Source organism: Natronococcus roseus (genome assembly GCF_043677095.1).
In the GTDB taxonomy this organism is placed as follows: Archaea; Halobacteriota; Halobacteria; order Halobacteriales; family Natrialbaceae; genus Natronococcus; species Natronococcus roseus.
In genome coordinates this window covers 793,943-809,317 of sequence record NZ_JBHLJR010000001.1, presented here as the reverse complement: position 1 = coordinate 809,317, position 15,375 = coordinate 793,943, and the positions used below count along the sequence as shown (strand labels likewise).

Genomic DNA, 15,375 nt, shown 5'->3' with positions numbered 1-15,375 from the left:
TGCCCGTAGCTCACGCCGTGAATCTCTATCGTAGTGCCCGCGCGGTCGCCGGCGCCTCCGGCGACAGCGTGATCGACTGGCAGTCGGCCGCCGAGGGTGCCAAGGCGGCGACCGACCCCGGATCGCTCGAGCTCGAGCCCGGCGAGCGGGAGGCCTACGCCCGCGACGTTCGCGAGGCTCGCGCGGCCGTCCGGGCGGTCTCGGGCGCGGAGTTCGACGTCCCCGACACCGTCGAGATCCAGAACCGCCACCACTGGATCGACGCCAACGTTGAGACGTTCGAACGGGTAATGGGCGCCCTCGAGACCCCTGCGAGCGCCTTCCCGGGCGCTGCCCGGACGATCAACACCGGAACGATGACGGTGTTGCTGGCGTTTCTGGGACGGAACGTGCTGGGTCAGTACGACCCGTTGTTGCTCGCGGACACGCCCTCCGAGGACCACGCGCTGTACTTCGTCCGCCCGAACATCCACAAGGCGGCCGACGCCCTCGAGGTCGACGTCGACCGGTTCCGCCGCTGGATCGCCTTCCACGAGGTGACTCACGCCGCCGAGTTCGGCGCGGCGCCGTGGCTCTCGGAGCATCTCGAGGAGCGGATGCAGGACGGAATCGCGGACCTCTCGACGGGGTCGTTCAACAAGGCGGCGTTCAAGGATCTCGACGCGGCGATGACCGTCGTCGAGGGCTACGCGGAGCTGCTGATGGATCACGCCTTCGACGACGAGTACGAGGACCTCCGGCGGAAACTCGACGAGCGACGGCAGGGCCGGAGCCCCCTGCAGCGGCTGTTCCGTCGGCTGCTCGGACTCGGCCTAAAGGAACGCCAGTACGAGCGCGGAAAGAACTTCTTCGAACACGTCGTCGCGGTGCGGGACGTCGAGACCGCGAGTCGGGTCTGGGACCGACCCGAAAACCTCCCGACCCAGGACGAGCTCGACTCACCGGGGCTGTGGATCCAGCGAATGGGTCGCTGACGCCTCCGATCAGCTCTTCTACGCCACGATCCAGTGGAGGTACCAGAGCAGCCCGCTTCCAGCGACCAGCCCGATGCCGATCGCCGTTCCGATCTCCGTCGGCGACGCCTCGCCGTGGAGCGCGATCAGTCCGCTCGAGAGTCCAACGAGCAGGACGAACGCGATTCCCGCTCGAGTCGACGGACTCGTCACCACGCTAGACTGCGGTGATCGACGGTCGGGGCCCCGCCGCCGACTCATAGCTCGTCGGCCGTGCTGACGTGCATCGTCCGGAACAGCCACGGGGAGGCATCGTCGCCCGCGTCGACGGCCTTCGATCCCGACTCGACGACCTCGGGACGAACCAGCGTTCCGCTCCAGCGAGTGTCGAACCGACGATCGGTCCCGGCTTCGGTGTCGGTCCAGGCCATCGTCACCTCGTCGACGAACGTGGCGTACCCTCCGTCCTCGTTGATCGAGAGGCCGTGGCTCTCGACGCTCCAGTCGGTGGTCGTCTCGGTCTGGCTCTCGAGAGCGTCGGCGACAGCGTCGTACCCGAAGGCTGCCTCGCTGATCCCGAACTTCGTCGTCGAGGCGTCCTCGAGGAAGTACGGCGGCAGGGGCTCACCTTGTCGGAGGGCCTCGTAGTACTCGCGGACGACGGCCGCGGCTTTGTCGCTCATACCGTAGGCTGTCGGAGTCAGTCGTCAAAGGCTCATCGGACGCAGTCGCAGGCCCGCAAACTCACATGAAGCCGCGATCGACCTCGTCGGTCTCGATGAGGTCGTCGAGTTCGGCGCTCAGCAGCTCGTCGGCCTCCTCGAACCGATCCGAGAGGTCCTCGAGTTCGTCGGGCCGGTCGTACTGGTCGTAGGCCATCGGTCCGAACGCGGGGCTCTCGAGGGCGTCCATCACGTCGTCGAACAGGTCCTGCGGTCGGGTCGGCGCGTCAGAGTGGGTCTCGAGGACGGTCTCGAGCCGTTTCGAGACCGTCTCGGCGTGGTCTGCGTCCTCCGGCGGCGACTGGACCGCAAAGCGCCCGCCCGACTCGTCGTCGGGCAGGAAGGAGCCGATCTCGTCGTCGAGACTGCGGGCTACCTTCGTCCCGACGCCCCGGACCTTGAAGGGGTTTTTCGCGTACGTCTTGAGGAAGAAGACTCCCGCCCGGGGATGTGCGAGGTACATGTCCTCGCCGACGCCGCCCGCGCGGTCGCCGGCGACGGCTCGCCAGTCCTCGGGGTCGACGCTGCGCTCGGTGACGTCCTCGAGCACGTCCTGCCACTCGCGAATCCGCATAGGGAACGCTTGTCGCGCGGGCAGAATGAACGTATCGGTTACCTCGAGACGTCGGATCGGCGGGGAACCGAAAGGCATACCATCGCGCTCCCGACAGCACACGCAACCGCCGAGTTCCCATGGCCTCACGCCGACGCCCGTCGTTTCGCGAACTGTTCCGTACCGAACCGGCAACCAGCGTCCTGCTTTCGGTCGCCCCGCTCGTTCTCGCGGCCGGCCAGCTCGCCAACGGCTACCGCAACGATCTCCCGCCGACGATCACCCTCTCGTTTGCCGTCGTCATGGTCGCGTTCGCGGTCGTCGCGACGGACCACCACGCCGCCCGCTTCCGTCGACGGCGGCTCGAGGCCGACCTCGAGCGCTGAGGCCGACCGATACCTATTCCTCCCAGGCGACGGGACCTCACCGCTACATGATCGGGACGGGGCCGACTCGAGAGATCGTCGACTGGGAGCGGACGACCGACGACGGGACGACGGTGTACGTCATCGAGTACAGCGAACCGGTCCCCGAACCCTCCCTTCGTTCGGCGTCGCTGTTCGGCGCCAGCAGCGGCGGAACGGTTCCGGAAGCCGACCGTCGGATCACACTCCCCGACGGGGAGCAACTCCCCGCCGACGAGGTCGTCTTCGATGCGGACGGAACCGTCCTCGAGGTCCGACACGAGGGATCGTCGCTGCTTCGCCGGATCCGGCGCACGCTGTTTCCCTGGGTGTAGGGCTTGTCCTCGGCCCGTACACTTTGCTCACTGGTTCGCGATTTCGTCGGCCAGCGCTCCGCGATCGATCCGTCCGTACGGGCCGATAGAGTCCAACTCCCGAGAGGGAACACCGTACGTCCCATCTTCGCTGGAAACCAAAAATGGTTATGTCAAAGTGTATTTTCGGGTATAGCGGAGTCGAGTAAACCAACCTTCGAAACCCATTTATACTGAGCGTCCGACGAAGTATCCATGTCGATACATCGCCGCGAGATACTCGCCGGAGTTGGCGGGGGTGCGACGATCGGCCTCGCCGGCTGCACCAGTAGCGACGAGGGCGATGACGGCGACGGGCCGGAGATCAGCGGCGAGGCGATTACGCTCACCACGACGACGAGCACGTACGATACGGGTCTCCTTGACGAGCTCAACGCCCCGTTCGAGGATCGGTACGGCGTCAGCGTCGACACCGTTTCGCAGGGGACGGGCGCCGCCCTCGAGACCGGACGGAGCGGCGACTCGGACGTCGTCATGGTTCACGCCCGCTCGCTCGAGGACGAGTTCATCGAGGACGGCTACGGCGTGAACCGCCGCGACATTATGTTCAACGACTTCATCGTCATCGGAACCGACGAGGATCCGGCCGGGATCGGCGGTGGAGACGACGTCGAAGAAGCGTTTGCCACGATCGCCGAGGACGGCGCGACGTTCGTCTCGCGTGGCGACGACTCCGGAACCCACGCGAAGGAACTCGAAATCTGGGAGGAGGCCGGCGTCGACGAGTTCGGCGAGTGGTACCAGGAGGCTGGCCAGGGGATGGGCGAAGTGATCACGCAGGTCGGCCAGACCGGTGACTACACGCTCGCCGACCGCGGGACCTACCTCTCGATGCAGTCCGAGATCGACCTCGAGATCCACGTCGAGGGTCCGATCGAGGGCGGCCCCGAGCTGCTCGCGAACCGCTACGGGATCGTCGCGGTCAACCCCGGGGTTCACGACGACGTCGAGTACGACCTGGCGATGGCGTACATCGGCTATCTGACGAGCCCCGAAGGCCAGGAGATCATCGAGGAGTACACCGTCGAGGACGAACAGCTGTTCTTCCCCGAAGCGATCTCGGAGGAACCGAACTTCCAGCAGTACGTACCCGAAGACTGGGATCCCTCGGAGACCGACGACTAAACAAAACCGATGCCACTCGAGCCAGCGACGCTACTTCCACTGTTTGCCGAGTTTCCCTTCGAGTGGAACTACATTCGAAGCATCATCCGCGTCTCGCTGTACGTGAGCCTCGTTGCGGTGATACTGAGCACCCTGTTCAGCCTCCCGGTCGCACTCCTCATCGGGTTCAAGGAGTTCCGCGGGAAGACGCTGCTCACGTCGATCATCAACACCGGGATGGGGTTTCCCAGCGTCGTCGTCGGCCTGGTCGTGCTGTTTGCGGTCTCGGGCCAGGGTCCGCTCGGCTCGCTGGACCTCGTCTTCACGCCGGAGGCGATGATCATGTCGCAGTTCGTTCTCGCGACGCCGGTGATTACGGGCGTGAGCCTCGCGGCGGTCAGCAGCGTCGAGCAGAACGTCCGCAACGCGGCGTACGCGATGGGCGGGACGCGATTCGACGTCGCCCTCGTCACGATCAAGGAGGCCCGCTACGGAATCGCGACGGCGCTGCTCGCCGGCTTCGGCCGGGCGATCAGCGAGGTCGGTTCCGTGCTCATCGTCGGCGGGAACATCGCCGGCGCGGACGGCGAATCGTACACGCGAACGCTCACGACCGCGATCCAGCTCGAGGCCCGACAGGGTCGGTTCGAGACCGCGATGATCCTCGGGGCGATCCTCGTCGTGCTCGTGCTCCTCGTCAACGCGATCGTGGTCCGATTGGGTAGCGGTAACGGAGGATACCGATAATGCTCGACGCACGAAACATCCACCACGGCTACGGTACCGAGACGGTTTTCGAATCCGTCTCGCTGTCAGTAACGCCGGGCGAAGTCGTCGCGATCATCGGCCCGTCCGGCGTCGGGAAGTCCACACTCCTTCGGCTACTCGCGCTGTTCGACTCGCCGAACCGAGGGACGATCGAGTACGGCGACACCGACGTGTGGGGGGTCTCGGAACAGCGGCGACTCGAGTTCCGACGCCGGATCGGGATGGTCTTTCAGGAGGCGAGCCTGTTCGACGCGAGCGTCCGTCGCAACGCCGAGTACGGACTGCGCGTCCGTCAACCCTGGACGGATCGGCTTCGTCACGAGTTCGCCAGCCTGGTCGGACGGACGAACGGCACCGGTGCCGAGATCGAGGCGCTCGAGACGGTCGGGTTGGGCGAGAAGATCGATCAGGACGCCTCGTCGCTCTCCGGTGGCGAAGCGCAGCGCGTCGCGTTCGCTCGCGCACTCGCGTACGACCCGGAGATCCTCCTGCTCGACGAACCGACCTCCGACCTCGACCCGCGAAACACCGCGCTCATCGAGGACGCCGTTCTCGAGGCCCGCGATCGGGACATCGGCGTCGTCGTCGCGACACACGACATGCATCAAGCCGAGCGCGTCGCGGATCGGGTCGCGGTGCTTCTCGAGAACGACATCATCGAGATCGGCCGTACCGAGACCGTTTTCGAGGATCCGACCGACGAACGAACCCGGAAGTTCATCGACGGTGAACTGATCTACTGACCGACACTGCCAAGCGTTCAGACGAGCCTCGAGAGAGTCGACGACCGTCGGTCGGTTCGCGTCGGCTACGGTGCTCCGGCGTCGGGTTCCGTCGCGACCGTCCGCGCCTCTCGAGCCTCGTAGGCGTTGTAGCCCGCCAGTCCGGCGATGAGCAGTCCGGAGGCGAGCGTGCTCCAGAAGCCGCTGGTCATCCCGAGCAGGGCCGGCGCGACGATCAGCCAGACTCCCAGAATTGCGACCAGCGAGCCGACGCCGACGGAAAGCGGAAGGTCGTTGACCAGCCGGTAGTAGTTGTACGCACCCGCGACGAAGACGGCGCCGCCGACGAGGACGTTGTTCCAGAGCCCGGCCGCGCCGACGTCGTAGATGAGCACCGAGAGCGCGACCCAGGCGCCGATGGCGGCGACGATCGCGCTGATAAACGGCGTGTGGCGCCGTCGCTCCTCGTTCGCGATCTGGGTGGAGTCGTCCCGCGGGTCGCGCCCGCGGTCGTCCCGGTCGCCCGCGCCGGTTCCCGAATCGGTCTCGGTCGGCGTGTGGTTCTCGGGGGCGTCGCCGCGAGGGTCGTCACTGTTGGCGTCGTTCATGGCGGTCGGCGCTTCGCCACGAGAATCCAAAAGAACCGCGACCGTTACGCTGCGCGAACGGGCCGTCCCCGAGGTAATCCGAGGTTACGGTCGAAACGGAGCCGACGATCGCCTCGCGGTCCGTGACCGATAGCGTTTTTGACGCCTCGCGCCTGACGACAGGCGTGGACGTACGCGGAACCGTCGCGGACGACGTCGAGGTTCGCTCGGTATCGACCAGCTACGGCGAGAGCGACCTCGCCGAGGTCCGGCTGGTAACTGACGACGGCCCGGCGGGCGAGGACGACCGCCCGGTCGAAGCCCACGAACCGATCACGGTGACGCTGTGGAACAAGTGGACCGAGTCGGCCGAGCTGCTCGAGCCTGGGATGGAACTGCTCGTTACCGACGCGGAAATCGACGAGTACCAGGGGGAAACGCGGTACAAGACGACGGGCGACTCGTACGTCGTCGTCGAGCCGAGCTTCCTGGTGAACGTGACGGCGATCCGGAACTGGACCGAGTGCCCTCGGCTGTACTACCTGAACAAGCTCTCGGGCGTGCCGCTGAACTACCCCGTCGTGAAGGGGACGCTGGTCCACGAGGTGTTCGGGGACCTCCTTCGAGGCCGGGAACTCGAGGAGTCGATCGACGCCCGCGTCGAGGAGCGGGGCCTCCAGCTGGGGCTGCTCGGCGAGGACCCGGAGTCGGTCGCCGAGGACGTCAGACAGAACGCCTCGGCGATCGAGGGCTGGCTCGAGCAGGGGCGCCTGACGGAGGAGGATAGGGCGGCTACTGCCGCCGACAACTCGGAGCGGGCGTTCTCGCCCGCGAAGAGCAGCTGGCGCTCCGAGCAGCTGCTGATCAGCGAGACGTTCGGCATCCGCGGGCGGGCCGACGCCATCCGGCGGGGGGCGCCCGTCGAGCTCAAGACGGGGAAGAACTTGAAGAAGGAGCCCCGGTTCAAGGACAAGGTCCAGGCCGCCTGCTATGCACTCCTGCTCGAGGAACACGGCGGCGACGTCGATACGGGGACGCTGCTGTACACGAAGAACTCGGCGCTGGACCGCAACGAGGAGACCGGCGACCTCACCCCCGCCAAGGAGTTCTCGATGGGCGCGGGGCTCCTGAAGTACGTCGTCCGGCTGCGAAACGAGATCGCGGCGGCCGAGGTCGCGGGCGACGTGCCAACGGGGTACGAGGGCAACGCCAAGTGCGAGTACTGCTTCGAGCAGGACACCTGCATGGTCGTCTCGGGCCGGCTCGACCAGGAGTCGAAGGCCGGCCAGATCGGCCAGCCCCTGCCCGCCGAGGAGCGCGAGTTCTTCGAGCGTTTCTCGCGCGCGATCGAGGAGGAGCGACGCGAGGTCCACCGCGAGTACGCCAAGCTCTGGGAGCAAAGTGCAAAAGAGCGGGCCGACGACGACCGCGCGCTGATCGACCTTGAGTTCGCGGAGAAACGCCCGCTCGAGGAGGGCCGCTGGGAGCTCCGGGCCCGTCGGACGAGCGGGGCGAACTCCAAGATTCGCGAGGGCGACCTGGTGCTCGCGAGCGACGGCCACCCGGTTCGGGGGCAGTCCGAACTCGCGCGGATCGAGCGGTTAGACGAGGACGAGGTGATTCTGACGGCCGACGAACCCGTCGAGGTCACCCGGCTCGACGTCTACCCCTCCGAGCTGACGACCGACCGACTGCTCGTCGCGCTCCACGACACGCTCCTGAAGGGCAGCGAGCGACGCAAGGACGTACTGTTCGGTCGCGCCGAACCCGAGTTCGACGAGATCGAGGAGACGTTCATCGACAACAACGACGCCCAGGACGAGGCCGTTCGGAAGGCCGTCGGCGCCCGGGACTGTGCGCTGATCCACGGCCCGCCGGGCACCGGCAAAACGTACACCATCGCTCGAGCGATCCGCGCGATGGTCGAGCGCGGCGAGCGCGTCCTGCTATCGGCGTTTACCAATCGGGCGGTCGACAACGCCCTCGAGGCGCTGCTCGAGCAGCTCGACGGCGTGATCGACGAGGATCGAATCGTTCGCGTGGGCTCCGAGAGCGGCGTCCGCGAGGACATGGAACCGTACCGTCTCGAGCGCGCCGGCGACCCCGAGGCGCGGCTCGCGGAGCTCGAGAACGCGCAGGTCGTCGCCGCGACGACGGCGACCTGTGGCTCCCGGATCATGAAAGAGCAGTCGTTCGACGCCGCGCTGGTCGACGAGGCGGCTCAGCTCACCGAGCCCGGAACGTTCGCGGCGATCAACCTCGCCGAGCGGTTCGTCCTCGTGGGCGACCACGAGCAGCTGCCGCCCGTCGTGCGTGCCGAGAACGAACTCACCGAGTCACTGTTCGAACGGCTCGTCGAGCTTCACCCCGAGGCGGGCGTGATGCTCGATCGCCAGTATCGGATGAACCAGCGCATCCAGGCCTTCGCCTCCCGGGAGTTCTACGACGGGAAGCTCCGGCCCGCCGAACCCGCAGTCGCCGGGCGGACGCTCGACGACCTCGAGGGCGTCTCCCGCGACGACCTCCCCGCCGAGCTCCAGGATCCCGTCGCGTTCGTCGACGTCGAGGGCGACAACGAGCGCTACACCGACAGCCTGGAAGCGGCCCGTATCGCCGAGCTGATCGCGGCCTACGAGGCCGCGGGCGTCGACCCGGCCGACGTCGGCGTCATCGCGCCCTTCCGCGCCCAGGTCTCGGAGATCTCGAGGCACGTCCCCGAGGGCGTCGCCGTCGACACCGTCGACCGCTTCCAGGGCTCGAGCAAGGAGGTCATAATCGTCTCCTTTACGGCGACGGGGGCGCTCGAGGGGCCGATCTTCGAGGACTACCGGCGGATCAACGTCGCGCTCACCCGACCGAAGCGCACGCTCGTCCTCGTCGGCGACTCGAGGGCGCTTTCGTCCGATCCGGTGTACGGACGGATGCTCGAGTGGGCGCGCCGTTGAGACGTACTCTCGTCCGTCAGTTCCGACGCGACCGCTCGAGACCGGCTGGACGACGGCCGTCGATCGAAACCGCGCAGCGTTATGTATCCCCGTCCGCAAGTTCGAGTATGTCAGAGGAGGTTCCGGTACACGCGAACGACATCTTGGTCCTCATCGTCGTCTCGATACTCGGCGGATTCCTGCTCGCGGCCTGGACCCTGCCGCCCGCGCTCGCGTTCGACTTCGCGGTCTCGGTGCTGGCGGGAACGGTCCTGATGGCGTTCCTGCTCTTCATTCCGGTGATGGGCGTCCGACTGTTCATCGACGACTACCGCGACGACGGATCGTCGGGGTAGCCAGGACCGCGATCGACGGCGTACTGACCGCGGTGATTTTTGACGATAGCGATCGAATGCGATCCGTGAACGTTCCACTCGGATGTGGGTCGATCGGCGTTGCGCTTCCCGACTGCGAGGTGACCGTCGCCGAGCCACCCGGCGGCGACGCCGTCGACGTCCGAGCGGCCGCCCAGCGAGCGCTCGAGGAGCCGCTCGGATCGCCACTCGAGGAACGGATCGACGCGGGCGACGACGTCGCGATCGTCGTCACCGACCTGACGCGCGAGGTGCCCGACGACGTCCTGCTCAACGTCTTGCTCGAGCGCCTCGCCGATCTCGGCGTCGCTCGCGAGCGAGTGACCGTCGTCGTCGGGCTGGGCCTTCACCGGCCGATGACCGACGCGGAACTCGAGTCGATGCTCGGCCCCCACGCCGACCTGGCGGTGAACCACGATCCGGAGTCGACCGTCGAGATCGGCACGGTCGGCAGGGGCGAGGCGTACGGCGTTCGAGAATCCCAGGACGAGTCTCGCAGCCCATCGGAAGTGAAACGCAGTTCTGCGGACGCCTCGGACGACGCGAGCGGTACCGCCGCGGGCGACGGCGTCCCCGTCGAGATCGGGCTCCCGGTCGCGAACGCCGACACCGTCCTCTCGACGGGCGTCGTCGAGCCCCACCAGTACGCCGGCTTCAGCGGCGGCGCGAAGACGGTCGTGATCGGCGCGGGCGGGGAGTCGCTGATCCGCCACACGCACGGCCCGGAGACGCTCGCCCGCGAGGGCGTTCGCCTCGGACGGCTCGAGGGGAACCCGTTTCGCGAACTGCTCGACGAGGCGGGCGATCTCGTCGGGATCGACTTCTCGCTCAACCTGACCCACGGTCCGACCGGAGTCCTCGGCGTCCGAGCCGGCGACGGCAGGCGGATCGTCCGGGAGCTGGCGACGGTGGCTCGAGACGCCCGCTCGGTCCCGGTCGAGCGCGAGTACGACGCCGTCGTCTGCGGAGTCGGCGCGCCGAAGGACGCGAACCTCTACCAGGCGACCCGCGGCGCGACCTACGTCGCCCTGGGGGACCGAAACCCGCTTCGGAAGGGCGGCAAACTGGTCGTTCCCGCGGCGCTGCCGGAGGGCGCGGGCGAGGGAACGGGCGAGCGACGGTTCTACCGACGGCTTCGGAACGCCGACGATCCCGAGTCGCTGTACGACGACCTCCGGGAGGGGTACGAACCCGGCGCCCAGCGAGCGTTCGTCGTCGCCCGCGTCCTCCGCGAGCGCGACCTCGTCGTGACGAACTCGCGAGCGCCGGGGGTCGTCGAGGAGTGTCTAATGCGCGCCGCGGACGACGTTCGGGACGCGATCGAACCGGGGAGCGACGTCCTCGTCGTTCCCGACGCTCTGAACACGCTGCTAGTCGCGTGATGTCGAGCCGACGGCGGCCTGCGAACGCGGATCTAGCTTTACCCCGCTCGAGGTGGTGCGAGCGGTATGCTCGACCACTTTCGAAGCTACCGACCGACCGGTCGCGTCGCCGGTCGGATCGTTGCCGCGATCGCGCTCGTCTCCGTCGCGACCGGGATCCTCTCGATCCTCACGGATCCCACCCTCGAGGCGGCGGGGCCGCTCGCGGATCTCCAGGCCGCGGCCGAGTTCAGCGGGACCGTCGTCGGGTTCGCGCTGCTCGTCGCCGCCTGGGGGATGCGTCGAGGCTACCGCATCGCCTACCTCACGGCCGGGGCGCTCGTCCTGCTCGCGGCCGCTCACGGGGTCGTCCAGCTTCGCCTCCTGTCGGTGCCCCTGATCGTGCTCTCGATCGGCGGGCTCGCGGTTCTGGCGCTGACCAGCACCCGGTTTACGCGCTCGAGTCGGCTCGACCTCTCGCCGACCCAGTCCGGATCGTTCGTCGCCATCGTCGGCGTCTTCTGTTACGGCGTCGCGGGCGCGTACACGCTCCGGAACGGGTTCTCCGAACTCGAGACCGTCGTCGACGCCGTCTACTTCACGCTCGCCACGGCGAGCACGGTCGGCTACGGTGACATCCACCCGACGACGGAGGCGGCGCGGCTGTTCGCCGTCTCGCTGCTCCTGCTCGGGCCGACGACGGTCGCGGTCGCCGTCGGCAGCCTGTTCGGTCCAGCCATCGAAACGCGACTCGCCAGGACCGGTCGTCGAGTGACGAACCATCACCCCGCCGAGACCGACCGCGTCGCCGTCCTCGGACTCGACGAGATAACCGTCGCCGCGGTCGAACGGCTCGCCGATCGGACTGCCGTAACGGTCGCGGCGAGCGACGAGAAGCGTCTGCGCGCGCTCCCGAACTCGGTCGATGGAGTCCTCGGCGAGCCGACTGCCAACGAGACGCTCGAGCGGGTCGACCTCGGCGCGTGCGATGCGGTGGTTATCGCCGCGAGCGACGAGCCGGCGCTCGCGTCCGTCGCACGGGCCACGATGGACGCTCGCGTGATTGCGATCGCAGACGGGCCGACGGCTCCGGAAGTCGAGAGGCGGGCCGACGTCGTGATCGATCCGCTGGCGGTCGCGGCCGACGCGACGACGGCTGCGACGCTCGGCGAGTCCGACGCCGCGGCTCAGTCGTCGGCGTCGGCGGCCTCCCACAGCGGGTAGAGGTCGTCCTCGATCGGCTCGGTGATCGTCTCGGAGCCGAGCTCGAGGGCGAACTCGTCGCCCTCGTCGTCGCTCGGCCCCGCCTCCTCGACCGTTCCGATCGCCGCGGCCTCGAGCCCGGCCGACTCGAGTTCCGCGAGACAGTCGTCGAGCGCGTCGGGGGGAACGGTCGCGAGCAGGGCGCCGGAGCCGAAGATCCGGAGGGGATCGACGTCCGCCGCCGTACACAGGGTCTCGGTTTCCGGACGGATCGGAACCGCATCGCGATCGACCGCGAGTCGGACCCCGGAGGCGCGGGCGAGTTCGAGCAACCCGGCCGCGACGCCGCCCTCCGTGGGGTCGTGCATCGCGGTCGCGTACTCCCGCAGGACGCGGCCGTCGGGGACGACGCTGATCTCCTCGAGAAAGTCGGCCGCCCGCTCGCGGACGTCGGGGTCGACTCCCAGTTCGTCGCCGAAATCGGCCGCGAGGATGGCCGTCCCCTCGATTCCCGCGGCTTTCGTGAGGACGACGCGGCCGCCGGGCTCGGCGCCTCCGGTCGGGACGAAGGCGTTCGTCGACCCCATCGCGGTCAGCGAAACCAGCGGACGCTCGAGCTGGTCGACGTACTCCGAGTGGCCGCCGACGATCGACGCGCCGACCTCGCGGGCCGCGGCGTCGATGTCGGCCGTGATCTCCTCGAGGGGCGACGCTTCGTCGGGCAGCAGGATGACGGTCGTGAGCCAGCTCGGGTCGGCGCCGGAGGCCGCGACGTCGTTGCAGGCGACGTGGACGCCGAGGCGACCGACCTGGGAGGCCGCGAGCGAGATCGGATCAGAGCTGACGACGAGGGTGCCCTCGCCCTCGGGCCAGGCGATGGCCGCGGCGTCCTCGCCGTCGGCGGGGCCCTGGATCACCGACTCGTCGTCGCTCGCGGTCCCCGTGCGACCGAACACGTGCTCGAGCAGTGCCGCCGGCGGTACCTTTCCGGGCATACGACGTACTGGGCGGATCGCCTGTTTGTAGCTGTCGACCGCGGTCGACTCGTTCTCCGACGGTCGGTTTCGAGGAGCGGGCCGCGTCAGGCTGCTCACTCGAGGTCGTCGAACAGCGCCGTCACGCGGCGTTCGATCTCGTCGCGCTGCTCGCGGGTGGCCTCGATCCCGCCGCCGTGTGACTCGAGCGACCAGATCCGGACCTCGCCGTCCCAGTCCTCGGGGACGAACTCCGAGGCCGAACAGCCCATCGTCACGACGGTTTCGGCGTCGGCCACGTCCTCCGACTCGATCCGTCGCGGCGTCCGGCCGCCGACGTCGAGGCCGTCCTCCTCGAGGACCTCGAGGGCGTCCTCGCTGATCGACGCTTTGGGCTCGGTGCCGCCGGTGACGAGCTCGACCTCGAGTCCGCGTCGATCCCGCTCCCGTTCGGCGTAGGCGGTCGCCATCTGGCTGCGGCCCGCGTTTCCGACGCAGGCGAACACGATTTTCGTCATCGACCGTCCTACACCCGCGATCCTTACCAGTATTTGCCCGGCGAGCCCGAGTCGGAATCCCAACCCATTCCACCCCGGTCTCACTAAACCGATCACCGTGAACGTCCTCGAGAAGTATCAGACCGCCGTGGTCCTCGCGGCGATCGTCGTCGGGCTCGCGCTCGGCCAGCTCGAGGGCGTTCCTGCGGTCGCCGACGCGCTCATCCTTCCCTTCCTGATGGTGATGCTGTTCGGCGCGTTCGCCGGGATGCCGCTCTCGAAGCTCCGATCAGCGTTCGGCAACCGCCGGGTCGCCGGCTCGAGCCTCCTCGTGAACTTCGTCTGGAACCCGCTGTTCGCGGTCGGGCTCGGCGCGATCTTCCTCCGCGACCACCCCGCGCTGTGGGTCGGACTGCTCATGCTCATGGTGACGCCGTGTACCGACTGGTACCTGATCTTCACCGATATCGCCGACGGCGACGTCCCGCTGGCGACGTCGATCCTGCCCTACAACCTCGTGTTACAACTCGTCTTGCTGCCCGTCTACCTCTACGTCTTCGCGGGCGAGCTCGTCGAGTTGCCGCTCGAGTTGCTGCTCGAGAGCATCGTGCTCGTGTTGATCGTCCCGCTCGTCCTTGCGGGGATCGCCCGAAAGGGACTGATCCGCTGGCGGGGCGATCGGTGGTTCAGCCGAACGCTCCTGCCGAAACTCGGCCCCGTACAGATCGTCTTCTTGAGTCTCGCCATCGGTGCGATGTTCGCCTCGCAGGGCCAGGCAATCCTCGAGAACCCCGGACTGCTCGCCTTGCTCGCCGTTCCCGTGATCGTCTTCTACGCACTGAACCTCGCGATCGGGTTCGGGATCGGCCGCCTCCTCTCGTTTTCCTACGGAGAGATGGTCTGTTTCAACAACACGATCCTCTCGCGGAACTCGCCGACGGCGCTGGCGATCGCCGTCGTCGCCTTCCCACACGAGACGGGCTTAGCCATATACAGACTTACACAAATATTCAGTCCGAGATGGGGTGAAATAGGATTTGACCGAGATTCGACCTTACTCGAGTCGATCAATCACTCTGATCAGAACTCGAAGCTCTCACAGTCTGCTCAGTCGGATTTCTCTTAGTGGTGAAAGGGGTTGGTCGTATAGAAGAAGAATCGCTTGAGGAGCGACTCACAGCCTATACGAGATTCACTCGAGACTCCACGGATTGCTCTCAGTCTGATGATCGAACACTCCGAGCTTCTCGAGGTCATCGATGATCGACTTATCGTATCGTCTCAACTGAGCAAGCAGAGTATTCCGAGTCTCCTTGCTCGAGTGAGCAGTCTCGATCACTTGGATCAGGCCCGTCTCTTGGATGTAGACTGAGGCTTGCTCAGCGATATCGAGCTTGATTGCTACTCGGTGAGCGAGTTCGTGATCGATCTTGTCCTCATGATCATACTTTGCTCTCAATCGCTCGAGGATGGCTTCTGTAGTCCGTTCGATCTCTGCCTGTCGCTCAGGACTCTGACTCTCGAAGTACGTCTCAGGATCCGATGAGAGGCCATGAGTAGCCGCGTTCCGAGAACCCTCCGGTGGTCCGCTCGAGTATCCTCCATGGAACTTACATCGGCCCTCTCCTACGTGATCAGTCGAGAACCCGGCTGGATTGTTACAGTATCCATTGAATAGAACATCTCCCTCATCAGTCCGGTCAATCTTCTTCCCGTTACAATCCTCTCCCGGCTCTATCTTCGGAACATCCTCGGAGGGTTCTCCGATCAGTTCATCCTCCCTCTCGAGGCTCATCGGATCTCCTCCATGACTTTAATATCTGATATTGAGAATGACTGCTCTCGAGGATGCTTA

Annotated in this window: 18 protein-coding genes; 11 read left to right on the top strand and 7 right to left on the bottom strand. The window is 66.8% G+C overall.

Annotated features, from left to right (window positions below):
- The first annotated feature begins 17 nt into the window (after positions 1-17).
- Positions 18-974 (top strand): zinc-dependent metalloprotease, encoded by a 957-nt coding sequence (locus ACFEMD_RS04170; protein ID WP_394739641.1) that lies wholly within the window; start codon positions 18-20, stop codon positions 972-974.
- An 18-nt stretch (positions 975-992) separates the two neighbouring features.
- Here the strand turns inward: ACFEMD_RS04170 and ACFEMD_RS04165 are convergent, their stop codons facing one another.
- The 3 genes from ACFEMD_RS04165 to ACFEMD_RS04155 form a co-directional block, all read right to left on the bottom strand.
- A complete protein-coding gene (locus ACFEMD_RS04165) occupies positions 993-1,214 on the bottom strand; it encodes a hypothetical protein (RefSeq protein ID WP_394739640.1) in 222 nt (73 codons plus the stop codon).
- Positions 1,211-1,636, bottom strand: coding sequence for a nuclear transport factor 2 family protein (locus ACFEMD_RS04160; protein ID WP_394739639.1), 426 nt, complete (start codon positions 1,634-1,636; stop codon positions 1,211-1,213). Before ACFEMD_RS04160 ends, ACFEMD_RS04165 begins: the two co-directional genes overlap by 4 nt.
- A 61-nt stretch (positions 1,637-1,697) precedes the next feature.
- Positions 1,698-2,249, bottom strand: a complete 552-nt coding sequence (locus tag ACFEMD_RS04155) for a hypothetical protein (protein WP_394739638.1) — start codon at positions 2,247-2,249, stop codon at positions 1,698-1,700.
- 119 nt (positions 2,250-2,368) lie between these two features.
- Here ACFEMD_RS04155 and ACFEMD_RS04150 point away from each other — a divergent pair, with 119 nt between their 5' ends.
- The 5 genes from ACFEMD_RS04150 to ACFEMD_RS04130 all read left to right on the top strand — a co-directional run bounded on the left by ACFEMD_RS04150 (position 2,369) and on the right by ACFEMD_RS04130 (position 5,621).
- Entirely contained in the window at positions 2,369-2,614 is a 246-nt protein-coding gene (locus ACFEMD_RS04150; protein WP_394739637.1) for a hypothetical protein, read from the top strand.
- A gap of 47 nt (positions 2,615-2,661) precedes the next feature.
- Positions 2,662-2,967, top strand: coding sequence for a hypothetical protein (locus ACFEMD_RS04145; protein ID WP_394739635.1), 306 nt, complete (start codon positions 2,662-2,664; stop codon positions 2,965-2,967).
- A 234-nt stretch (positions 2,968-3,201) separates the two neighbouring features.
- Positions 3,202-4,131, top strand: a complete 930-nt coding sequence (locus tag ACFEMD_RS04140) for a substrate-binding domain-containing protein (RefSeq protein WP_394739634.1) — start codon at positions 3,202-3,204, stop codon at positions 4,129-4,131.
- A gap of 9 nt (positions 4,132-4,140) precedes the next feature.
- Positions 4,141-4,857, top strand: coding sequence for an ABC transporter permease (locus tag ACFEMD_RS04135; protein WP_394739633.1), 717 nt, complete (start codon positions 4,141-4,143; stop codon positions 4,855-4,857).
- Positions 4,857-5,621, top strand: coding sequence for an amino acid ABC transporter ATP-binding protein (locus tag ACFEMD_RS04130; RefSeq protein ID WP_394739632.1), 765 nt, complete (start codon positions 4,857-4,859; stop codon positions 5,619-5,621). Before ACFEMD_RS04135 ends, ACFEMD_RS04130 begins: the two co-directional genes overlap by 1 nt.
- Positions 5,622-5,686: 65 nt before the next feature.
- Here the strand turns inward: ACFEMD_RS04130 and ACFEMD_RS04125 are convergent, their stop codons facing one another.
- The gene (locus ACFEMD_RS04125; RefSeq protein ID WP_394739631.1) at positions 5,687-6,208 is read right to left on the bottom strand and encodes an SPW repeat domain-containing protein; all 522 of its coding nucleotides are present in this window, start codon (positions 6,206-6,208) and stop codon (positions 5,687-5,689) included.
- A 164-nt stretch (positions 6,209-6,372) separates the two neighbouring features.
- Here ACFEMD_RS04125 and ACFEMD_RS04120 point away from each other — a divergent pair, with 164 nt between their 5' ends.
- The 4 genes from ACFEMD_RS04120 (at position 6,373) to ACFEMD_RS04105 (ending at position 12,070) form a co-directional block, all read left to right on the top strand.
- The gene (locus tag ACFEMD_RS04120) at positions 6,373-9,132 is read left to right on the top strand and encodes an AAA domain-containing protein (protein ID WP_394739629.1); all 2,760 of its coding nucleotides are present in this window, start codon (positions 6,373-6,375) and stop codon (positions 9,130-9,132) included.
- A 107-nt stretch (positions 9,133-9,239) separates the two neighbouring features.
- Positions 9,240-9,467 (top strand): hypothetical protein, encoded by a 228-nt coding sequence (locus tag ACFEMD_RS04115; RefSeq protein WP_394739628.1) that lies wholly within the window; start codon positions 9,240-9,242, stop codon positions 9,465-9,467.
- Positions 9,468-9,523: 56 nt separating this feature from the next.
- Positions 9,524-10,867, top strand: a complete 1,344-nt coding sequence (locus ACFEMD_RS04110; RefSeq protein WP_449560115.1) for a lactate racemase domain-containing protein — start codon at positions 9,524-9,526, stop codon at positions 10,865-10,867.
- Between the two features lie 66 nt (positions 10,868-10,933).
- Positions 10,934-12,070, top strand: coding sequence for an ion channel (locus tag ACFEMD_RS04105; protein WP_394739625.1), 1,137 nt, complete (start codon positions 10,934-10,936; stop codon positions 12,068-12,070).
- On the opposite strand, the gene ACFEMD_RS04100 is transcribed toward ACFEMD_RS04105, so the two are convergent.
- Together ACFEMD_RS04100 and ACFEMD_RS04095 are read right to left on the bottom strand one after the other, a co-directional pair.
- A complete protein-coding gene (locus ACFEMD_RS04100) occupies positions 12,034-13,044 on the bottom strand; it encodes an AIR synthase family protein (RefSeq protein WP_394739623.1) in 1,011 nt (336 codons plus the stop codon). The two genes, ACFEMD_RS04105 and ACFEMD_RS04100, sit on opposite strands and share 37 nt — an antisense overlap.
- A gap of 95 nt (positions 13,045-13,139) precedes the next feature.
- Positions 13,140-13,541 (bottom strand): arsenate-mycothiol transferase ArsC, encoded by a 402-nt coding sequence (locus ACFEMD_RS04095; protein ID WP_394739622.1) that lies wholly within the window; start codon positions 13,539-13,541, stop codon positions 13,140-13,142.
- Positions 13,542-13,638: 97 nt separating this feature from the next.
- Between ACFEMD_RS04095 and ACFEMD_RS04090 the strand changes: the two genes are divergently transcribed.
- A complete protein-coding gene (locus ACFEMD_RS04090) occupies positions 13,639-14,646 on the top strand; it encodes an arsenic resistance protein (protein ID WP_394739620.1) in 1,008 nt (335 codons plus the stop codon).
- Between the two features lie 66 nt (positions 14,647-14,712).
- Here the strand turns inward: ACFEMD_RS04090 and ACFEMD_RS04085 are convergent, their stop codons facing one another.
- Positions 14,713-15,315: a hypothetical protein gene (locus ACFEMD_RS04085; RefSeq protein WP_394739618.1), complete on the bottom strand. Its 603-nt coding sequence runs from the start codon at positions 15,313-15,315 to the stop codon at positions 14,713-14,715.
- Positions 15,316-15,375 lie beyond the last annotated feature (60 nt).